This is a genomic window from Embleya sp. NPDC059237, assembly GCF_042754105.1.
Classification (GTDB): domain Bacteria; phylum Actinomycetota; class Actinomycetes; order Streptomycetales; family Streptomycetaceae; genus Embleya.
Genome location: NZ_JBHZAE010000003.1, coordinates 523,980 through 543,653, shown reverse-complemented (window position 1 = coordinate 543,653; position 19,674 = coordinate 523,980). Strand labels below are relative to the sequence as shown.

The window sequence follows — 19,674 nt, the reverse complement described above, 5'->3', positions numbered from 1 at the left end:
GGGCGCTGGGCCCTGGCCGGCCTAGGAGCGCAGCAGGCGGTCCAGCATCAGCCGGGCGGCCTGGGTCGCGCGGGTGCGCACATCGGCCATGTGCTCGGGGCCGGGGGCGCTGAAGTATGCGGACATCGCCACGGTGTCCTTCCGCAGGGTCACCACGACGTACGCGTACGGACTGCCGCCCGACTTCAGGTACATCAGGCCCTCCTCGGCGAACACCTCGTCGGCCTCGGCGAACGGGGGCTGCGGGGCGCCGGGGGTGTCCTTGGCCTGGGTGCCGTCGGTGTAGGTGCGGGTCGGGCAGCGGTCCTTGACCTGGCGCGCGTTCTGGACCTGATCGCGCGCGCCGCGCACGTCCTTGTGCACGATCGCGCTGGTGCTGCCGCTGGAGAGCGTGTTCGGCTGCGCGGCGTCGGACTGTTGGACCTGGCGCACCCACTGGCCGATGATGCTCGACGGCAGCGGCACGGTCTGCTGCGTACAGTCGGCGGCGTAGTCGGTCCAGGTCTCGCCGGCGAACTCGTAGGTGCTCTGCTTGACGAAGCCGCCGCCCCAGTCCTCGGGGGTCAGCGCCAGCGAACGGGCGAGCGTCTGCGCCTGCTCGGGGCTGCGGCTCGGCGGCGCGGTGGTGGCGGACGGCCGGGAGGTCGCGATGGTGGAGGCGGTCGTGCCCGGGCTCGCGCCCGGCCCCTTGGCCACGGGACTCGCATTGGTGGACGTCGCGTTCGGGACGACCGCGAACGGCCCGTCGCCGCTGTCGGCGCAACCCGCCAGCAGCAAAGCGCCCAGGAGCGGGCCGATCGCGCGGAGCATCGTTCGTCTCGTGCCGGATCCCGCGCGGATTGTGCCGGATCCCGCGCGGACTCTCGTGCCGTTCATCCGATGACTCCCCCGTGAGCGTGAACCCACATGATATTCACCGTGCTCGCGCGAGGTCGGCGCGATCGCGTCGGGTCAGCGCAGGTACACGGTGGTGCGGGCGACCATCTTGGCCAGCGCGTCGATCGCCTGGTTCTTGGCCGACTCGTAGGTCTTGTCGCCCCGGTCGACGACCGCCGCGGTGAGCACCATCTGGCCCTGCCGAGCCGTCACCCACACGTACTGGAACGGCGCGCCGCCGTGGCCGGAGATCCACTGGGCGCGGGCGACGTGTACCTCGTCGATGCCCTCCACGGTCAGGTCCAGGACCTGGATGCCGTTCAGCTTCTCGTCGCCGCCGAGCACCTGGTTCGGGCAGCGCCGGGCGTCGGCGAGGCCGGTCTGCATGTCGGTACGGGCCGCGAGGGTGGTGGAGTACACGGTCGCTGAGGACGTGGCGAGCGTCTTGCTGAGGTTGTCCACGCTCGGCTTGCCGTCGGGGATGTACACGTAGCGATCCATGGTCGCGAGCGCCCCGGGGGTGGTGCCCTGGAGCGCCTGCTTGCAGTCGGTGCCGGTGATCACCCGGTCCAGCGCGGTGTGTTCGTAGTTCTGCTCCTGGGGGACGTAGGCGTCGCCCCAGTCCTTGGGGACGAGCGCGACGGCGGAGACCACGGTCCGCGCCCGCTCGGTGGTCAGCGTGACATCGGCGCGGGGAGTCGTGGTGGGGCGCGGCGTGGCACTCGTGGTGTCCGGCTCCGGGGTGACCGGATCCGGCGAAGGCGGCGGTGGCGGTTCCGGGGTCCGCGTCGAACTCTGGCTCGCGGTGGGTGAATCGCTCACCCCGAGGCCGAACGGTCCGCCCTTGGACGACCCACCCGAACACCCTGCCACAAGCATCCCGCTCACGAGCAGGGCTGCCGCCATCCCCACCTTGCGCATCATGGAACGCCCCGCCTCCCGAAACCCCAGCGTCGAGGTCCATTCAAGCGGGTGGCGCTAGCTCCCACACACGAACCCGAAGGATTGCGCGATTCCCGGGAAAGTCACGGGGAGTTCCCCAGACCTGGAGGGTGTGTTCGGCGGCCCGACGGGCCCACGCGGGCGGCCGTGCTCTTGTTCCGGGGCGGGGGACTGTGTCATATATGTCTAGACCAATTGCTCCTCGGTGATGATCGGTGGAGAGAGGCGTTGTGGCGCGACGGGTGGCACGGATCGGCTTGGCCGGCTTGGTCGTTGCGCTGGCGATGACCGGGTGTTCGGACGACGGGCGGGATACCACGCCGCCGCCGGTGCCGGTCGAGGTGAGCGCGCTCGCGTCGAGTTCGGTGTCGGTGCACGTGATGTGGCGGGCCGATCCGAGCGTGGCGGTGTTCGAGGTGTATCGCGGCGACGCCAAGGTGCTGGACGTCACCGGCGGGCGGCACATGGTGGACGTGGGCGGGCTGACGCCGGGGACCGCGTACACGTTCTCCGTGCGGGCCCGGGACCGGGCCGGGAACGTGTCGGCGGCGAGCCCGCAGGTGCCGGCCACGACGCCGTCCGTGGTCCAGGGCGAGCGGGTGCCGCCGACCGCGCCCGGGAACCTGCGCGGCCAGGCCCGGGGCAAGGACGGGGCGACACTGACGTGGGAGGCGGCCACGGACGACGTGGGGGTGACCGCGTACGACGTGTGGCAGGCCGGCGTACGGGTGCACAGCGTCGCCGCGGATCGCACCACGGCGGTGGTCACCGGCTTGCGCCCGGGCACCGAGTACGTGTTCACCGTCACCGCGCGCGACGCCGCCGACAACAAGTCGCCGGCGAGCAGCCCCGTCACGGTGGTCACCGAACAGGGCGCCGGCAACGGTCGCAACACCGCGCCGACCGACCTGCGCGCGATCCCCCGCACCGCGGCGGACGGCACCTACGTCGACCTGACCTGGACCCCGCCGGACGTGGACGGGGTGGTCGCGAGCTACGAGGTGTACCTGGACGGGCGGTTCCTGACCACGGTCCAGTGGGGCGCGGCGCCGCCGACGGAGACGGCGCGGTACAGCCTGCCGCTGGGCGATCGGCCGGCGGTCGGACACGTGCTGAAGATCCGGGGGCAGCTGCCGGACGGGACGTGGGGCGAGTTCTCGGCCGACCTGACCGTCACCGACGCACCGCCCGGCGCCGCGACGCCGGGCGGGCCGTGAGCGCCGCTCGGGCCGGGCATCGGCGGGTGCGGCGCGGCGGGTGCTCGGCTCAGCGGGACTTGGACGCCCGCAGACCGCGACCCGTCCTCGGCGCGCCCGTCGGGTTCTCCGGAACGGCCGGCATCGCCGAGCGCGGCGGGCGATTCGCGCGGGTCTTCGCGACCGGGCCGATCTCCCGGGTCAGCCAGCCGCATACGAGGTTGACTGCGTAGTTGAGCTCTGCCTTGTCGAGCGGGCGGCCCTGGGGGATGCCGTGCACTTCCTCCAGGCAGCCGCGGCAGCAGGTGGCCGTGGCGTGCTGCGCGACGAAGACCGGGTGGCCCCGGTACGGGGTCTGTCGGCCGTCCTTGCTCGGCTTGGCGGGGCCGAGGCGCCGGGCGATCACGTCGTACGCGTACCAGCGCACGCCGGACTCGCCCAGGGTCACGGCGACGGTGCGTTCCCGGCCGGGAAGATGGAACCGGGAACGGGAGGGAAGTTTGCCGATCGCGTCCAGGCGGGCATCGAGCGGCTCGGGCCTGGCGCCCTTGGAGGTCTTGGTCGTCATATCGCCTCCAACGGTAACCCGTTCGGCCCGGGCCGGGTGCTCGTCCGGCTCAGGCCAGGTGCTTGTGGAAGATCGTGGTGGAGCGCAGCACACCCGAGGCGTCCGCAGCGTAGGACGGGATGGCGCCCGACTCGATCCACCCGGCGCGCTTGTACAGCCGCTCCGCGCCGCTGCCGGTCTGGGTGTCCAGGGTGAGCAGACTGCGGCCGGACGCGGCGGCGAACTGCTCGGCGGTGGACAGGAGTTCGCGGGCGATGCCGTTGCCCCTGGCGCGTCGGTGCACCAGCAGCTTGGAGATCGCGGCGCGGTGCCGACTGTTCGGCATGCCGGCGAAGCGGAGCTGGATGGTCCCGGTGACGCCTTCGTGGTCCGAGGTCGCCCACACGATGATCCGGTTGTTGCGTATCTCGGCCGCCTGCGTCGCCCACCACTCGGCGGCCGCGTCGATCGGCAGCGGGGCGAGGAAGCCGACTCCGGCCCCGTCGTCCACCGCGTCCACGAGCAGCGCGGCCAGACCGGGGGTGTACGTGACGAGATCGATCGCGGAGAGCCGGACGGGCGTTGTCATACAACCATTCTCCCGCGCCGTTCGATCGACCCCCGACCAACCCCGCGCCCGATCGCCGGCGGTGGGCGGGGGTGTGGCGGGTGAGGCCCGGGTGGCGCGAGCCGGCCGGTGCGGTCAGCGGGCCCGGTCGTACGTCTCCCGGTTGGCAAGCACCTCGTCCACGTGCGCCTCGGCCCAGTCCTGGACCGCCCGGTAGGTGTCGATCAGGCTTTCGCCGAGGCGGGTCAGCGTGTATTCGGTGCGCGGCGGGACCTCGGCGAAGACCTCGCGGCGGATCAGCCCGTCGCGTTCGAGGTCGCGCAGGTTGGTGGTGAGCACCTTCGGGGTAATGCCCCGGACCCGAAGGCGCAGCTCGGTGAAGCGCAGCGTGCCGGCGGCCAGGTTGAGGATGATCAGCACGCTCCACCGCGAGCCGAGGCGGTCCAGGACGTGCCGGCTGCGGCAGTCCGGCGAGTCGGTCAGCAATCTCGCCGCGAGACCGGCCGCGCCATTGGTATCCATAAGGAAACAATAGCACTTCAAGGTGCTCGGTATCCGGTGGTAACAAATGGCTTGAGCTGCGGTGTTGGATGGTGTCGTAGCTCTTCCGCTTCCCGAGAACACGAGGACTTCATCATGGCCAGGATCGCCCTGTTCGGCGCCAACGGCGGTATCGGTGTGCACATCCTTCGCGAGGCCCTGGGCCGCGGGCACCACGTCACCGCGGTGGTGCGCGATCCGGCCCGGCTCGCCGGCGAGGAGCACGAGCGGCTCACGGTCGTCACCGGCGACGCCACCGACCCGGCGTCCGCGGCCTCGGTCGCGGCCGGGCACGACGCGCTGGTGAGCGCGATCGGCGGCGGGTACGTGGACGGCGTCGCGCACGCCGTGCTCGTGGTGGCCGCGGCGAAGGCGCTGACCGAGGGGCTGCGCTCGCTCGGCGACGCGGCGCCCGCGCGCGGCCTGTTCGTGGTCGGCGGCGCCGGCTCGCTGCGCACCCCCGGTGGCGACCGGGTGTGGGACGCGGAGGGCGTCCCCGAGTTGGCGGTACAGATCATGCGCGGGCAGGGCGCGGCCCTGGACCACTACCGCACGGTGACCGACGTGACCTGGACCTACCTCTCCCCCGCCGCCGACATCGGCCCCGGCGAGCGCACCGGCGTCTACCGCACCGGCCGCGACGATTTGGTCGTGGACGCGGACGGGGTGAGCCGCATCTCGGTCGCCGACTACGCGGTCGCCCTCCTCGACGAGATCGAGGCCCCGAAGCACACGGGCGAGCGCTTCACGGTGGCGTACTGACCCACGGCGCAGGCGGGGCCATCGGTCGACCGGTGGCCCCGCCGTCCCGAGACCCGGCCCGAGGCCCGGCCCGAGGCCCGGCCCGAGACCCGGCCCGAGACCCGGCCTGAGACCCGTCCCGAGGCCCGGCCCGCCCCGGTGTCAGCCGTTCGGTGGACAGGCGGTGTACGTCGGTCGGTCGTCCTGTCCACCGACCCCCGGGCGGCAGGCTGATGCATGTCAGCGAGCGGGCCGGAACGGGCCGAAATCGGGGAGCCGGGAACCATGAGCATCGCCACCATCGCCTTCACGAAGAACACCAACACCACCACGGCCGGCACCTCCGCCCCCGCTCCGGTCGTCGAGGCCCCCAGGGGCCTGCCCGCCTGGTACTTCGCGATGGTGGGCGTGTCGGTCGGCGGCTGCGACGTGGCGCAGGGCTACCCGTCGCTGTGGGCGTATCTGATCCCGCTCGCGGTGGTGAACGTCGTCGTCTCGTTCACCGTGATGCGGGCGCGGATGAAGTTCTTCAAGGCGATGATGCGCAACAGCCACACCCGGATGCTCGCCTTGGCCCTGGTCGCCATCCGCTTCGGCCTGCGCCTGCTGATCCACCTGGTCGGCTTCGAACTCGCCGCGCAGACCGGCCACGTGGTCGTCGGCGTCGTGATGGGCCTGTTCGCCACGTTCGGCGCGATGATCGACCAGTGGCTGATCATCCGCGCCCTGAACCGCGCGAACACGAAGGCCGCTGCGCGGGTCGCGGGCTGACCTCAGTCCCGCTCCAGGAACCGCAACACCGCCGGCACGCCTCGGGGCCTGCGAAAGTCCGGCCGGCCCGAATCCGGGCGAGCAAACTGGATAGTTTTATGTACAGTTTCTCCATGGCTCTCATGCACTCACCGCAGGAAATATCGGTCACCGATGCGACCCGGCGCGGTGTGGCCGGACTCGTGGCCGACGCGGAGCAGGGGTCCGAACTCGTCGTGACCCGCCATCACCGCCCCGTGGCGGCGGTCGTGAGCATCGGCCGACTCACCGAGTTGGAAACGGCCGAGGCGGACCTGCGTGATCTCGCGCTCGTGCTCGCCCGCGCCGCGACCGACAGCGGTCGGCGCACGTCCCTCGACGAGGTCCTGGCCGCATACGGACACACGCGCGAATCACTGGCCGCCCTCCCCGACGCGGACGAGTGATCGATGCCCGACATCGTCTTCACCGACTCCGCCATCGACGATCTGCGCCGCATCGGTCCGGAAGCCGCGCCCAAGGTGCTGCGCAAGGTTCTCCTCCTGCTCACCGACCCGAAGGCCGGCTATCCGCTGGGGGGCGAACTCACCGGATATCGAAAGCTCGTGGTCGGCCGCAACACCTGGCGCATCGTGTATCGCATCACCGAGAACGGCGTGCTGGAGGTCTGTGAAATCTGGGCCATCGGTGCCCGAGCCGACGCCGAGGTGTACACCGAGGCCGCCGCCCGGGTCGCCGCCGCCGACTCCACTCGTCCGGAAATGGTTCGGCTGGGCGAGATCGTCGAGCGGCTGGGGCGCCTGATCGGCGCGGTGGCGGTCGATCCGACGCCGGCACGGGAACCCGTGCCGGACTGGCTGGCCGAGCGGTTGATCCACACCGTAGGCCTGGCCCCCGCAGAGGTCGCGGCACTGGAACTGCCGGAAGCCGTGGATCGGTGGACCGAGTTCTGTACCCGACTCCGCGAAGCGTGATCGCGACAGACATGCCGGCGCCCGGCGCGGGCTCCCTTACGGGGCTCGGGCCGGGCGGCGGTGGGATGGGGAGCCGGCTTCAGACCAGGGCCGGTTCGCGGATTTCGGTGGGGGTTTCCGGGGTGGGCTCGGGAAGCTGGTTCTCCCTGGCCCGCTTCGGGAGGAGGAAGCCCAGGGCGAAGGCGACCGCGGTCAGGGCGAGGGCCAGGAGGGTGGTGCGGCGGATCGCATCGAGCGAGGAGCGGATGTGGGTGTCCGCGCTCGCCTCGGCGACCGCGGCGGTCGCGGCCGGCGGCACCTGCAGGGTGCGGCAGCTCGCCGGGACGGTGTCCGGGTCGGTGGCGTTCTCCCGGTCGTCCAGGCAGGCCCGCAGGCCGGCCACGATCGACTCCTGCGTCCCGGTCGGCACGCCCGCCGCGCTCATTTCCGCGCGCAGCCTCGGCGCCGCCGACGTGTCGAAGTTGTGCGTGGCCTGGGCCCCGATCACCCCGAAGAACACTGTGCCCAGGACCGCGATGCCCAGCGAGGCGCCGAGCTGCTGCAGGGATTCCAACGCACCGGACGCCGAGCCGACCTCGTGGTCCTCGACCTCGCCCATGATGATGTCGAAGACCGGGACGAAGATCATCCCCATCCCGAGGCCGAACACCGCCAGCGGGCCGAGCAGGTCGCCGCTGCCCAGATCCGTCTCGGCCTGCCTGAAGACCAGGTAGAGCCAGCCCGTCCCCGCCGCCATCACGGTCAGCCCGATGTGCAGGATGCGCCGACCCAGCTTGCCCATCACCGCACCGCTGAACCCGGACCCGAAGAACGCGCCGAGCGCCCACGCGCCCATGGTCAGGCTCGCCCGGGTCGGCGTGTACCCGAGGCTCATCTGCAGGAACAGCCCGATCGCCATCGAGATGCCGACGATCGCCCCGAAGAACACCATCACGAACCCGACGCCCGAGGCGTACGACCGGCGCCGGAACACCCCGAGCCGAATCAGCGGCACCCGACCGGCCGCCTGCCGCCGCAGCTGGTACACCGCGAACCCGGCGAGCACCGGCAACGACGCGCCGCACTCGATCAACGACCAGAGCGGCCAGCCCAGTTCGCGCCCCTGCACCAGCGGGTGCACCAGCATGAAGGTGCCGACCCCGGCGAACACCATGCCGATCACGTCCAGCCGCCCGCCGGTCTCGCTCGGCGCCCGCTTCGGCAACATCCGCCCGCCGACGAGCAGCACGAAGGCGCCCAGCGGGAGGTTGATCAGAAAGATCATCCGCCACCCGGTGCCGAACACGTCGCCGTCCACGAGCACACCCGCGACGATCGGCCCGAGCACCGTGGACAACCCGATCGCCGGGCCGAACACCGCGAACGCCCTGCCGAGTTCGGCCGGCGGGAACAGGTCCCGGAGCAGCCCGAACGTCTGCGGAATCATCAGCGCCCCGAACAACCCCTGGAGCACCCGCGCCACGATCAGCGTCTCCGGCGACCATGCGGCGGCGCAGGCCACCGACAGGGCGACGAAGCCGACCACGCCGACCATCAGCATGAACTTGCGGCCGTACATGTCGCCGAGCCGCGCGCCGGTGAGCAGGCCCACCGCGAGAGCCAGCGTGTAGCCGGCCGCGATCCACTGAAGGCTGGAGTAGCCGCCGCCCAGGTCCCGGCGGATCGCCGGTGCCGCGACGCCCACCACGCTGGAGTCGAGCAGGTTCATCAAGGTGGCGGCCAACACCGCCAGCAGTCCGAGCCAACGCTGCCGGGTGCCGACGACGGGCCGGGAGGACGGGGACGACGGGGTGGCGAGGGTCTGCTCGCCGCTGATTTCCGGGCTCTTTTCCACGCCTCCGACACTAGGAGTCAAACAGGCAAGGTTCGTTCCTGTTTATCCCGCGCGGAGCCGGCAGACTTCGGCTCATGTTGGAAACCTCCGCGCGCCTGTTGCGCATGCTCTCGCTGATGCAGACGCGGCCCGACTGGACCGGCCCCGAACTCGCCGAACGGCTCGGCGTGAGCGGCCGCACGGTCCGCTACGACATCGAACGTCTGCGCAGTCTGGGCTATCCGGTCGACGCACGTCGAGGGGTGGTCGGCGGCTACCGGCTCGGCGCGGGCAAGGCGCTGCCGCCCCTGCTGCTCGACGACGAGGAGGCGGTCAGCGTCGTGGTCGGGCTGCGGATCGCCGCGGGCAGCGTGGTGGACGGCATGGACGAGGCGATGTTGCGCGCGCTCGGCAAACTCGACCAGGTGCTCCCGTCCCGGCTGCACCGCCGGGTCAAGGCGCTGCAGAAGTACACCGTGCCGGTGCGCGCGACCGGCCCGGCGGTGGACATGGACGTGATGACCGTACTCGCCGGCGCCTGCCGCGACCACGAGCAACTGCGCTTCCGCTACAGCTCGCACGACGGCAAGGAGTCCTCGCGCCGGGTCGAGCCCTATCGCCTCGTGCACCGAATGGGCCGCTGGTACCTGGTCGCGTGGGATCTGGAGCGCGCGGACTGGCGCACCTTCCGGCTGGACCGGATCACCCCGCGCCCGCCGCACGGACCGCGCTTCACCCCGCGCGAGTTGCCCGCCGACGGGGACGTGGCCGCCTTCGTCAACCAGGGCGTGCAGAACGCGCGCGGGCAGTACCGGGCCCGGGTCCTGGTGCACGCCCCGATCGGCGCGGTCGCCGACCGGGTGCCCCCCGCCTTCGGCTCGTTCGCGGTGATCGACGACGAGACCTGCGTCTTCGAGACCAGCGCCCCCAGCATCGAGAGCCTGGCCGTCTACATCGGCCTGCTCGACGCCGACTTCGAAATCGAGGACCCGCCCGAACTGGTCGACCACATCCGAACCCTGGCCCGCCGCTACACGGCGGCCACCCCGACCGCCGAGCCCGAGCCCGAGTCCGAGCGGGCCGAGGAAGCGCCCCGGGGCTGACCCGACGCGGACACGACAACGCCCCCGATCCCTTCGGCACGAGGGGATCGGGGGCGTCGGTTCGGGGTGCGTCAGACGGAGACCGGTTCGCGGTCCGGCGTCTTCTGGAGCGGGACGTGCGGCTTGGCCGGCTCGTCGGGGGCTTCCAGGTCACGCGGGTTGTTGTACATCTCCAGGTCGAGCGTCTTCTCCCGAGCGGAGACCAGGATCGGCACGACCACCTGACCGGCGACGTTCGTCGCGGTGCGCATCATGTCCAGGATCGGGTCGATCGCCAGGAGCAGGGCGACGCCGGCCAGCGGCAGGTTCACCGTGCTGAGCGTGAGGGTCAGCATGATGATCGCGCCGGTGAGACCGGCGGTGGCCGCCGAGCCGATCACCGAGACGAACGCGATCAGCAGGTATTCCTTGATGCCCAGGTTCACGCCGTAGACCTCGGCCACGAAGATCGCGGCGATTGCCGGGTAGATCGCGGCGCAACCGTCCATCTTGGTGGTGGCGCCGAACGGCACCGCGAAGGACGCGTAGTCCTTCGGCACGCCCAGGCGCTCGGTGACCTTCTGGGTGACCGGCATGGTGCCGACCGAGGAGCGGGAGACGAAGGCGAGCTGGATGGCCGGCCACGCGCCCTTGAAGTAGTTGAGCGGGTTGACCTTGCCGACCAGCCAGAGCAGCAGGGGGTAGACCACGAACATCACCAGCGCGCAACCGATGTAGATGTCGGCGGTGAACGTGCCCAGCGGCTTGATCAGGTCCCAGCCGTAGGTGGCGACCGAGGTGCCGATCAGGCCGAGCGTGCCCAGCGGGGACAGCTTGATGACCCACCACAGCGCCTTCTGGATGATCTCCAGGACCAGTTCGGCGCCCTTGACCAGCGGCTCGGCCTTCGCGCCGACCGACAGGATCGCGGAACCGAGCACGACCGCGAGGAACACGATCTGCAGGACCTTGACCTCGGAGAACGCGGTGACGATGTTGGTCGGGATGATGCCGGTGAGGAAGTCGAGCCAGTCGCCGTTGGTCTTCGGCGCCTTGCCCGGGTTGGTCGGCAGCTTGAAGCCGTCACCCGGGTTGGTGACCAGGCCGATGGTCAGGCCGATGGCAACCGCGATCAGCGACGTGATCAGGAACCACATCAGCGTGCGGGCGGCGAGCCTGGCCGCGTTGTTCACGTTGCGCAGGTTCACCACGCTGACCAGGATCGCGGTGAACACCAGCGGCGGTACGGCCAGCTTGAGCAGCTGGACGAAGATCGTGCCGATCTGGTCGAGCGTCTGGGTCAGCCACGAGACGCTGTACTCCTTGGCGATGAAGCCGAGGACCACACCGAGCACGAGGCCGGCGGCTATCTGCGCCCAAAAGGGCGTTCGCTTCAATGTCTTGAGGGAATCGACTGCTGATGACAAGGCAGGGCTCCTGAACGGGCACCGTGGGGGACGGAGGGTGGCGGTACGGAGCGGCCGTGAACCTGCGCATCAAAAGGCACCCGAGTGCCCGCAGGAAGAACTACGAGGAAGCGTTACTTCGCGCAGAACGGCCGCAAAAGGCCGACGTGCGGGCGGTCGGGACGACGAGCGTGAAGGCGTCGACCCGACAGGGGCACGGCAGCGGTCAGCCGCAACACAGCGCGGTGGCGCAACGGCCCAGGTCGACATGACGACGTGACACGAGCGGGAAACCCACCGCACCGTGCGTCATCTGCGTGTCGCCTGCACCGATCATGTGGCGAGGATAGCGACAGCAAACCGATAAACGCAAAGAATTACGGAACGGACACCGGTGGACACCGAGGGACACCGCCGGCCACACCTCGCTTACCCGACGTCCCAGGGCACGACGCGCCCGACCCGTCCCGGGCGCCCGGCACCCGGCGCCTCGACTAGGAAGCCTCCCGAGCACGCGGGGAGATCGCGCCCGTCGCCTCGTCCTCGGCGCGGTTGTCCTCGGCGATCCGGGCCTTGGCCGCCTGCACCCGGTTGTACAGGGCCTCGGACATGGCCTCGCGCTGCGCGTTGAGGAACCGGTAGCTGATCACCGCCGAAAGCCCCGCGGCGATGGCGATCGCGATGAAGACGTTGCCGCCGCCTTCCATGTCGAACAGGCTGAACACGCCCATGGCCGCCGCGAACAGCGCGGCGAAGATGCCGAGCCGGTAGAGCGAGTAACGCAGCGCGGGATTCGACATGGTCACCTTCGGTTCCACTGGCGGACGCGGTACGAGAGGCCGCGGGCGCGAGCCCGGGCCGCCACTACCAGTCAAGCATCCCCCATTTCGGACTCGGATCCCGACCCCGAATCGGCGATCCGTTCCGGCTCAGGGACCCAGCCCATTGATGCCGTCCAGGATCATGCCCTCCCAATAGCTGCCCGGCTCGGCCCAGGCGAGCGGGTCCACCGACGACAGCAGGTCGACCGCGATCGACTCCCACACGTCGTGGATGCCGATCCCGAACCGCTCGCCCTGCCGGTGCATCCGGCCGATCACCCACATCGTGAAGGCGAGCGTGGACAGGTCGGTGTCGAGCGTGTCCAGGAACGGCTCGTCGCCACCGGTGTTCCAGCGCCGGACCACGCCGGTACGGCCGTCCACGAGCAGATCGCCGTCCTCGCTGACATAACCGAGCACCACCAAGTGCTCCGCGTCGGCCGGCGGCTCCGGCTCGTCGTCCCAGTCCGCCCGGCGCTCGGCGGCCAGCTCCGCGAGGGTCGGCAGCGGCTTGCCGTCGCTGCGCATGTCCAGATACGCCCACGCGTCGATCAGCCCGACGTCGAGCAGGAACCGTCGGGTCGGCTCGTGCGTGATCGCGGCCGGCAGCTGCCGCTCCTCGTAGCCGGAGAACTCGTTCTCGTAGACCAGGTCGAGCATCGCGGGCGTGATCCGCACCGCCAGGCCCTCCCCGGGCAGCGCCGCGCGGCGCAGTTGCCACAGCGCGAAGGAGGTGTGCCAGAACGAGTGCCCCGGGTTCAGCTCGGGTTCGGTCTCGCCGAGCAGGTCGATCAGTTCCTCGGCGGTGCGCACCGGGCCACGGCCGGGGCGGATCGCCTCGACCAGGGCACAGTTGCGCACCAGCGTGGACACGTCGAGGGACATCAGGGCCGGATCGCCGTACCGCTCCTCGGCGAACACCCGGCCGGTCGCGCCGTCGAGCAGCACCGCCTGGTCGGCCGTGCGCAGCGAGCCGTAGGCGCCGAGCACGATGCGCCCGTCCCGGCCGGGGTCGGGCGCGGCGTCGGGCGCGAAGGTGATCAGCGCCGCCCGGCGGGGCAGGCCGACCTCGGCCAGGAAGCGCCGGGTGGGCTCGTGGGCGATCCGGGGCAGGTCGCATCGGAGCACCTCGTCGGGCCCGAACCACTCCTCGACGTCGCGCCGGGTGATCGCGATCCGCAACGCGTCAGCCATACAGCAGTCCTCCCGCCTCGTCGTCGAACACGTTCGGCCAGTACGCGGCCGGCCCGCGGACCGCGATCGGGTCCACGGTGCCCAGCACGGCGGTCAGGATCGCGGCCAGGCCGTCGTAGTCGTGGGTGATCGCGAACTCGCGGTCGTACGCCCGCACCCGCGCGATCAGCCACTGGGCGAAGGCGAGCGTGGACAGGTCCGCGGCGATCGGGAACAGTTCCGGTTCGTCGTCGCGATACCAGCCGTGCACCCGGCCGTCGTCGGCGTCCAGAAGCAGGTCGACGCGCGAGCCGACCACGTCCACGCCGCCGAGCCGCACCAGCCGCGCCGCGTTCGGCGGATCCCGATAGCCGTGGGGGTCGAAGGCATCGAGCGCCGCGACCGACAGCGGGCGATCCGGGTCCGGGCGCACCGGCGGCGCGTCGACCAACCCGACGTCGCGGAGAAAGCGCCGGGACGGCGCGTGGGAGTCGAGCACGTCGGGGATGTTCCCCGAGGGGATCCGCACCACCCGCTCCGGCCCGAGGTCGGTGGCCAACCTCTCGTGCGTGAGCCCGAGCCGCAGCCCGCCTCGACCCGGCCCGGGCGCGTGCAGCAGCGGCCACACCAGCAGCGCCGCCCGCCAGAAGGCACACACGTCGGGATCGCTCGTCAGGACCCCGGGCTCGTACTCACGCACCCGCCCGAGCGCCGCACGCGCGGCCCGCTCCGGATCCCACGGGCCACCGGCATGGGCACGCAACGCCCGGACCTCGCCCAGCAGTCGCCCGAACGTGTCCAGGCCGCCGGCCAACAGCTCCGAGTCGCCCAGGTGCGAGTACACCCGCCCGGTCGCCGGGTCGAGCAGGATCACCCTCGGGGCGAGCCACCCGAATTCGCCCAGCACGAGCATCCCGTCACCGTGCTCGCGCGGCTCGGGATACAGCCGCAGCAGCGCGGCCTCGGCGACGGGGCCGAACCCGCGCACGAACGCCGCAGCGTCCGTGCGCGCACCGTCCCGCATCGCCCCGGCTCCCCCGTCGCCGATCGTCCTCGACCGCGTCGGATCAGAGCTTCATCGGCTGCGGCGTGTCGCGCCGGGCCGGGTCCGGGCCCTCGTACTCGCGCAGCGTCTCGTAGCGCGTGTTGCGCTCCACCGGGCGAAAGCCCGCGTCCCGGATCAGTTCGAGCAGGTCGTCGCGGGTCATCTTGTTCGGCGTGCCGAAGTCGTCGGCGTCGTGGGTGATCTTGTACTCCACCACCGAGCCGTCGAGGTCGTCCGCGCCGTGGTTGAGCGCGAGTTGCGCGGTGGCCAGGCCGTGCATCACCCAGAAGCACTTCACGTGCGGGACGTTGTCGAACATCAGCCGCGAGACCGCGAACACCTTCAGCGCCTCGGCGCCGGTGGCCATCGTGGTCCGGGCCTGGAGCCGGTTGCGGACGATGCCGTCCTTGCTGTCGTGGAAGTCGTGCTGGTAGCGCAGCGGGATGAAGACCTGGAACCCGCCGGTCTCGTCCTGGAGTTCGCGCAGCCGGATCACGTGGTCGACCCGGTGCCTCGGCTCCTCGATGTGGCCGTAGAGCATCGTGCAGGGGGTCTTGAGGCCCTTCGAGTGGGCGAGTCGGTGGATCCGCGACCAGTCCTCCCAGTGGGTGTCGTGGTCGACGATGTGCTGCCGGACCTCCCAGTCGAAGATCTCCGCGCCGCCGCCGGTCAGCGACTCCAGGCCCGCGTCCATCAGCTCGTCGAGGATGTCCGAGGCGGACAGGCCGGAGATCTTCTCGAACCAGTGGATCTCGGTCGCGGTGAACGCCTTGAGCGCGACGTTCGGCAGCACCTCCTTGAGCGCGCTGAGCGACCTCGGGTAGTAGCGCCACGGCAGGGTCGGGTGCAGGCCGTTGACGATGTGCAGTTCGGTGATCCCGTCCGGCTCCATCTCCTTCGCGAGCCGCACGGCCTCCTCGATGCGCATCGTGTACGCGTCCTTTTCGCCCGGCTTGCGCTGGAACGAGCAGTAGGCGCACGACGCGTTGCACACGTTGGTCATGTTGAGGTGGCGGTTGACGTTGAAGTGCACCTTGTCGGCGTTCTTCACCGTGCGCACGTGGTGCGCGAGCCCGCCGAGCCACGCCAGGTCGTCGCTCGCGTAGAGCGCGATGCCGTCCTCACGGCTCAGGCGCTCCCCGGCGAAAACCTTGTCCTCGATCTCCCTGCGCAGGCCCGCGTCCATGCGTGAGTACTCCCTCTTGGTCTTCTTGTCCGCCGCTGCGCGGCTTGTACGAGGTTACGCCCGGCACCGGAGGTGCCCACTCAGGCCATCACCTCGGCGTAGAGCGCGGGGTCGACGTTGCCGCCGCTGACCACAGCGACGTGTTCGCGTCCGGCCGGGAGCACGTCCTTGCGGAAGAGGTAGCCCGCGGTGGCCACCGCGCCGGCGGGTTCGGCGACCAGGCGGGCGCGCAGGCCCAGGAAGCGCATCGCCTCGCGGATCTGGTCCTCGGTGACGGTGACGATGTCGTCCACGTACGCCTGGATGTGCACGAACGGCAGCACGCCGACGGACGTGGTGCGCAGGCCGTCGGCGATGGTGCGGTAGGTCTGCGTGGTGGACCACGTGGTGCGCACGCCGGTACGGAAGGACTCGGCGGCGTCGGCGGCCAGTTCGGGCTCGACGCCGATCACCTTGGTGTGCGGGCTGGTCAGCTTGACCGCGGCGGCGATGCCGGAGATCAGGCCGCCGCCGCTGACCGGGACGAGCACGGTGTCGACGGTGGGCAGGTCCTCGGTGATCTCCAGGCCGGTGGTGCCCTGGCCGGCGATGATCCGCGCGTCGTCGTAGGGCGGTACGAACGCGTAGCCGTGCTCCTCGGCCAGCTCCCCGGCGGCGGTGTCGCGCCGCTCCGGGGTGACGATCACCACCTCGGCGCCCAGCGCGTGGGTGGCGTCGATCTTGACCTGCGGGGTGGTGTCCGGCATCACGATCACCGCCTTGGCGCCGAACAGGCGGGCCGCGTAGGCCACCGCCTGCGCGTGGTTGCCGCTGGAGTGTGCGACGACCCCGCGCGAGCGTTCGGCGTCGGTCAGCGCCGCGATCGCGTTGTACGCGCCGCGGATCTTGAACGCGCCGATCGGCTGCAGGCTCTCCGGCTTGAGCCACAGCGGCCGGTCGGCGTCGCCGTGCAGGGACGGCAGCAGGGGGGTGCGTACGGCCGTGCCCGCGATGCGCTTCCGTGCGGCCCGGAGGTCTTCGAGTGTCACCGGATTCGTCATGTCCGCCACCCTACGAGGGCACGTCGACGACCACTCGGATGCCGGTCGGGGTGCGCCTATTCGCTGGGTTCGGGCAGTTCGGCGGCGCGGTACTCCCATTTGGTGGAGAGCACCACGGTGGTTCGGGTGCGGGCCACGCCGCGCGTGCCGGACAGGCGCCGGACCACGTTCTCCAGGCCCTCCATGTCCGAGACCCGGACCTTGAGCATGAAGGAGTCGTCGCCGGCGATGAACCAGCAGTCCTCGATCTCGTCCAGGTCGCGCAGTCGGCGGCTGACGTCGTCGTGGTCGGCCGCGTCGGAGAGCTGGATCCCGATCAGCGCGGTCACGCCCAGGCCGAGCGAGACCGGGTCGACCGAGGCGCGGTAGCCGGTGATCACGCCGGCTTGTTCGAGGCGGTTGATGCGATCGGTGACGCTCGGTCCGGACAGGCCCACCAGTCGGCCCAGTTCGGCGTACGAGGCCCGTCCGTTGCCGCGCAGCGCCTGGATCAGCTTGCGGTCGACGGCATCCATGTCCGTTTCCTCCAGGTATTCGATGGTGTCCACCGGGGGTCCGCCAGGGGACTACGACATGACGCAGGCACAAACCCCCGTCATGCCTGTAATTCATTGGACGTCTTCGATTCTAACCCTTAGAATCAAAGGCATCAGAAGCCACAAGCCTCTGATGACGATTCGTTGGGAGACGACACCGTGTACACCCTGGAGATGGCCCGCGCCCATATGCAGGAACTGCATGAGATCGCGGAACGCTCACGAGCCACCCAGCCGTCGAGCACGCTCAAGCGTGTGAAGCGTCTGGTCGGCCGCCGCAAGACCGGTCGCTGATCACCTCGGCAGATCCGGCACGACCCGCCAAGGCTCCCGTTCTCACGGGGGCCTTTTTGGTTGTGGGAAGGGCTGTGGTTGTGGGAAGGGCTGTGGTTGTGGGAAGGGCTGTGGTTGTGGGAAGGGCTGTGGTTGTCGGAAGAGCTGTGGATGTCGGAAGAGCCGTGGTTGCGGGGTCGGGCTCATCCGGTCGCCTCGCGTCTGGCGCCGCCGAGTTCGCCGTCCCAGCGCCGGTACAGGTCGTGGTGGACGCCGAGCACGTCCAGCACCTTGCCCGCGACGAAGTCGACCAGGCGCTGGACGTCCTGCGCACCCGCGTAGAAGGCCGGCGAGGCCGGCAGGATCACCGCGCCGGCGTCGTCGAGGCGGACCAGGTGGCGCAGCGTGGTACCGGTCAGCGGGGTCTCACGCGGCACCACCACGAGCGGACGGCGCTCCTTGAGCGTGACGTCGGCGGCGCGCTGGAGCAGGTCCTTGGACAGGCCGATGGCGATGCCCGCGACCGAGGCGGTGCTGGCCGGGACCACGACCATGCCCTTGGCCGGGTACGAACCGCTCGCCGGTCCCGCGCCCAGGTCGCCGGCCGACCAGTAGCGGACCCGGTCGAGCGCGGCCTCGTCGAGCTTGGTCCACGCGGTGAGGTCGTCGCGCCAGTGCGCGTCCCGGAACGCGATGCCGGTCTCGTCGAGCAGGGTCAACCGGGCGGCCCGGCTGACCACGAGGTCCACCGCCTCCCCGGCGTCGAGCAGCGCGCGCAACACCGCGGCGGCGTACGGCGTACCCGAGGCTCCCGACACACCGACGAGCCACGGACGTCGTTCTCCCCTATTGCTGTGCTCCGCGTCCATGCCCCCATTGTCGCGTCGCGGGGTCGGCGACTCCCGCAGGGGAGGGGTGTGGCTCGCGCCGTTCGGCCCCGACGCGCCACCCGTGGCGCAATCGGGTGGACAACGCTGCCTACCATGCGGGTAGGCATCCTTCGTGATGCCATCGATCGTTCCTCGACCGGGAGTTCAACTGTGCGTCCGATCCGGATATCCGCCGCGGCCCTGACCGTTCCGCTTGTCCTGCTCGCCGCCGGTTGTGGCGAGTCGTCCTCGGGAGACCCCTTCGACTCCGTTGCCGCCGGCGGCAACGCCCTCGATCCGAAGGGTCCCTCGAACGAGGGCCTGAGCGTGGAAGCGTTGTCCAAGCAGGCCGAGGACGGCTACAAGGACCTCACGAACCTGCACATCGAGGGAACCGGGAAGATCTACGACGCGCCGGTCGGCGTGGACCTGCGCATCGGTACCGAGAACCGGGCCGAGGGCAAGGTGACCATCCAGGGCAAGGCGCTCGACCTGATCGCGGTCGACAAGGCCTTCTACGTCCGGCTCGCGCCCGGCACCATCCAGACCGTCGTCGACCTGGGCAAGCGGGCCGAGGCGGCATCCCCGTCCGGCAAGTCGGGTTCCTCCTCCCGTGGCGACAAGGACCTGGGGGGACAATTCGACACGATGTTCACCGAGGCCGCCAAGCTCGTCGAGGGCAAATATGTCAAGTTCGGCGACACCGACGCGAGCAAGTTCGGCCAGGACCTGCTGAAGGGCGGCGGCACTCCGTCGCTCGACAACCTCTTCGGCTCGAAGCCGGGCTCCGGTTCGCTGTTCGGCTCGGACTCCGATTCGGATTCCGACTCGTCCGACCCGACCGACAAGCCCAAGCTGACCAAGGGCCCGATCACCGACATCAACGGGGTCAAGACGATCCCGCTGATCGCGAAGGACGCGGACGGCGCGGTCACCACGATCTACGTGGCGGCCAACGGCACGCCGTTCCCGGTGCGGGTGACCGCCGACGACAAGGGCGACGGCACCAACGAGGTGACCATCGACCTCAAGTACTCCAAGCTCTCCGGCGGCGTCTCGCCCAAGGCGCCCCCGGCCGGTGAGACGATCGACCTGAACGGCCTGCTGAAGTCCTTCGGCGGTGGCCTGTTCGGCGACGACAAGGCCGCCTGAACCCCGGCCCGTTCGATCCCGCGCGATCCCGGCGCGAACGCACTTCCTCGGCCGTCCCGCATCGTGCGGGGCGGCCGAGTCGCGTTCGGGGTCGGGAGTCGTACGCCGGCGCCCGTATGCCGGGCACAGGTGCGCGGGAATCGG

General features: G+C 70.6%; 22 protein-coding genes. 8 read left to right on the top strand and 14 right to left on the bottom strand.

Going from position 1 to position 19,674, the window contains the following annotated elements; translation table 11 throughout:
- Positions 1-21: 21 nt before the first annotated feature.
- Both ACFXKZ_RS13065 and ACFXKZ_RS13060 read right to left on the bottom strand, forming a co-directional pair.
- A complete protein-coding gene (locus ACFXKZ_RS13065; RefSeq protein ID WP_379999565.1) occupies positions 22-810 on the bottom strand; it encodes a hypothetical protein in 789 nt (262 codons plus the stop codon).
- 141 nt (positions 811-951) lie between these two features.
- Positions 952-1,800: a hypothetical protein gene (locus tag ACFXKZ_RS13060; protein WP_379999563.1), complete on the bottom strand. Its 849-nt coding sequence runs from the start codon at positions 1,798-1,800 to the stop codon at positions 952-954.
- Between the two features lie 260 nt (positions 1,801-2,060).
- Here ACFXKZ_RS13060 and ACFXKZ_RS13055 point away from each other — a divergent pair, with 260 nt between their 5' ends.
- Positions 2,061-3,035 (top strand): fibronectin type III domain-containing protein, encoded by a 975-nt coding sequence (locus ACFXKZ_RS13055; protein ID WP_379999561.1) that lies wholly within the window; start codon positions 2,061-2,063, stop codon positions 3,033-3,035.
- Between the two features lie 49 nt (positions 3,036-3,084).
- Here ACFXKZ_RS13055 and ACFXKZ_RS13050 read toward each other — a convergent pair whose 3' ends face one another.
- The 3 genes from ACFXKZ_RS13050 to ACFXKZ_RS13040 all read right to left on the bottom strand — a co-directional run bounded on the left by ACFXKZ_RS13050 (position 3,085) and on the right by ACFXKZ_RS13040 (position 4,651).
- Positions 3,085-3,582, bottom strand: coding sequence for a DUF4186 domain-containing protein (locus tag ACFXKZ_RS13050; protein ID WP_379999559.1), 498 nt, complete (start codon positions 3,580-3,582; stop codon positions 3,085-3,087).
- Between the two features lie 49 nt (positions 3,583-3,631).
- On the bottom strand, positions 3,632-4,150 hold the full coding sequence (locus tag ACFXKZ_RS13045; RefSeq protein ID WP_379999557.1) for a GNAT family N-acetyltransferase: 519 nt from the start codon (positions 4,148-4,150) through the stop codon (positions 3,632-3,634).
- Between the two features lie 114 nt (positions 4,151-4,264).
- A complete protein-coding gene (locus ACFXKZ_RS13040; RefSeq protein ID WP_379999556.1) occupies positions 4,265-4,651 on the bottom strand; it encodes a winged helix-turn-helix transcriptional regulator in 387 nt (128 codons plus the stop codon).
- A 114-nt stretch (positions 4,652-4,765) separates the two neighbouring features.
- Between ACFXKZ_RS13040 and ACFXKZ_RS13035 the strand changes: the two genes are divergently transcribed.
- From ACFXKZ_RS13035 to ACFXKZ_RS13020, 4 genes are all read left to right on the top strand, one after another.
- The gene (locus tag ACFXKZ_RS13035) at positions 4,766-5,431 is read left to right on the top strand and encodes an NAD(P)-dependent oxidoreductase (protein WP_379999554.1); all 666 of its coding nucleotides are present in this window, start codon (positions 4,766-4,768) and stop codon (positions 5,429-5,431) included.
- Between the two features lie 264 nt (positions 5,432-5,695).
- On the top strand, positions 5,696-6,181 hold the full coding sequence (locus tag ACFXKZ_RS13030; protein WP_379999552.1) for a hypothetical protein: 486 nt from the start codon (positions 5,696-5,698) through the stop codon (positions 6,179-6,181).
- 113 nt (positions 6,182-6,294) lie between these two features.
- Complete coding sequence (locus ACFXKZ_RS13025; RefSeq protein WP_379999550.1) at positions 6,295-6,606, top strand: type II toxin-antitoxin system Phd/YefM family antitoxin; 312 nt, start codon at positions 6,295-6,297, stop codon at positions 6,604-6,606.
- Between the two features lie 3 nt (positions 6,607-6,609).
- Entirely contained in the window at positions 6,610-7,134 is a 525-nt protein-coding gene (locus tag ACFXKZ_RS13020) for a type II toxin-antitoxin system RelE/ParE family toxin (protein WP_379999548.1), read from the top strand.
- 79 nt (positions 7,135-7,213) lie between these two features.
- On the opposite strand, the gene ACFXKZ_RS13015 is transcribed toward ACFXKZ_RS13020, so the two are convergent.
- Positions 7,214-8,968 carry an MFS transporter gene (locus ACFXKZ_RS13015; protein ID WP_379999546.1) on the bottom strand — a complete coding sequence of 585 codons (1,755 nt, stop codon included), beginning with the start codon at positions 8,966-8,968 and terminating at the stop codon, positions 7,214-7,216.
- Positions 8,969-9,042: 74 nt separating this feature from the next.
- On the opposite strand from ACFXKZ_RS13015, the gene ACFXKZ_RS13010 reads away from it, so the two are divergent.
- Positions 9,043-10,050 carry a helix-turn-helix transcriptional regulator gene (locus ACFXKZ_RS13010; RefSeq protein WP_379999544.1) on the top strand — a complete coding sequence of 336 codons (1,008 nt, stop codon included), beginning with the start codon at positions 9,043-9,045 and terminating at the stop codon, positions 10,048-10,050.
- A 71-nt stretch (positions 10,051-10,121) separates the two neighbouring features.
- Here ACFXKZ_RS13010 and ACFXKZ_RS13005 read toward each other — a convergent pair whose 3' ends face one another.
- From ACFXKZ_RS13005 to ACFXKZ_RS12975, 7 genes are all read right to left on the bottom strand, one after another.
- Complete coding sequence (locus ACFXKZ_RS13005) at positions 10,122-11,426, bottom strand: dicarboxylate/amino acid:cation symporter (RefSeq protein WP_379999542.1); 1,305 nt, start codon at positions 11,424-11,426, stop codon at positions 10,122-10,124.
- Positions 11,427-11,929: 503 nt separating this feature from the next.
- Positions 11,930-12,235, bottom strand: a complete 306-nt coding sequence (locus tag ACFXKZ_RS13000) for a DUF4229 domain-containing protein (protein ID WP_380000022.1) — start codon at positions 12,233-12,235, stop codon at positions 11,930-11,932.
- Between the two features lie 129 nt (positions 12,236-12,364).
- Positions 12,365-13,450 carry an SUKH-4 family immunity protein gene (locus tag ACFXKZ_RS12995; protein WP_379999540.1) on the bottom strand — a complete coding sequence of 362 codons (1,086 nt, stop codon included), beginning with the start codon at positions 13,448-13,450 and terminating at the stop codon, positions 12,365-12,367.
- On the bottom strand, positions 13,443-14,453 hold the full coding sequence (locus tag ACFXKZ_RS12990) for an SUKH-4 family immunity protein (RefSeq protein ID WP_379999538.1): 1,011 nt from the start codon (positions 14,451-14,453) through the stop codon (positions 13,443-13,445). Before ACFXKZ_RS12990 ends, ACFXKZ_RS12995 begins: the two co-directional genes overlap by 8 nt.
- A gap of 43 nt (positions 14,454-14,496) precedes the next feature.
- Entirely contained in the window at positions 14,497-15,660 is a 1,164-nt protein-coding gene (gene mqnE / locus ACFXKZ_RS12985; RefSeq protein ID WP_379999536.1) for an aminofutalosine synthase MqnE, read from the bottom strand.
- An 80-nt stretch (positions 15,661-15,740) separates the two neighbouring features.
- Positions 15,741-16,700, bottom strand: a complete 960-nt coding sequence (locus ACFXKZ_RS12980) for a threonine/serine dehydratase (protein WP_379999534.1) — start codon at positions 16,698-16,700, stop codon at positions 15,741-15,743.
- Positions 16,701-16,756: 56 nt separating this feature from the next.
- On the bottom strand, positions 16,757-17,215 hold the full coding sequence (locus ACFXKZ_RS12975; RefSeq protein ID WP_380000020.1) for an Lrp/AsnC family transcriptional regulator: 459 nt from the start codon (positions 17,213-17,215) through the stop codon (positions 16,757-16,759).
- A 180-nt stretch (positions 17,216-17,395) separates the two neighbouring features.
- Here ACFXKZ_RS12975 and ACFXKZ_RS12970 point away from each other — a divergent pair, with 180 nt between their 5' ends.
- Positions 17,396-17,530: a hypothetical protein gene (locus ACFXKZ_RS12970; protein WP_281290559.1), complete on the top strand. Its 135-nt coding sequence runs from the start codon at positions 17,396-17,398 to the stop codon at positions 17,528-17,530.
- Positions 17,531-17,712: 182 nt separating this feature from the next.
- On the opposite strand, the gene ACFXKZ_RS12965 is transcribed toward ACFXKZ_RS12970, so the two are convergent.
- Positions 17,713-18,378, bottom strand: a complete 666-nt coding sequence (locus ACFXKZ_RS12965; RefSeq protein WP_379999532.1) for a UbiX family flavin prenyltransferase — start codon at positions 18,376-18,378, stop codon at positions 17,713-17,715.
- A 171-nt stretch (positions 18,379-18,549) separates the two neighbouring features.
- Here ACFXKZ_RS12965 and ACFXKZ_RS12960 point away from each other — a divergent pair, with 171 nt between their 5' ends.
- On the top strand, positions 18,550-19,530 hold the full coding sequence (locus ACFXKZ_RS12960) for a hypothetical protein (RefSeq protein WP_379999530.1): 981 nt from the start codon (positions 18,550-18,552) through the stop codon (positions 19,528-19,530).
- Positions 19,531-19,674: the final 144 nt, after the last annotated feature.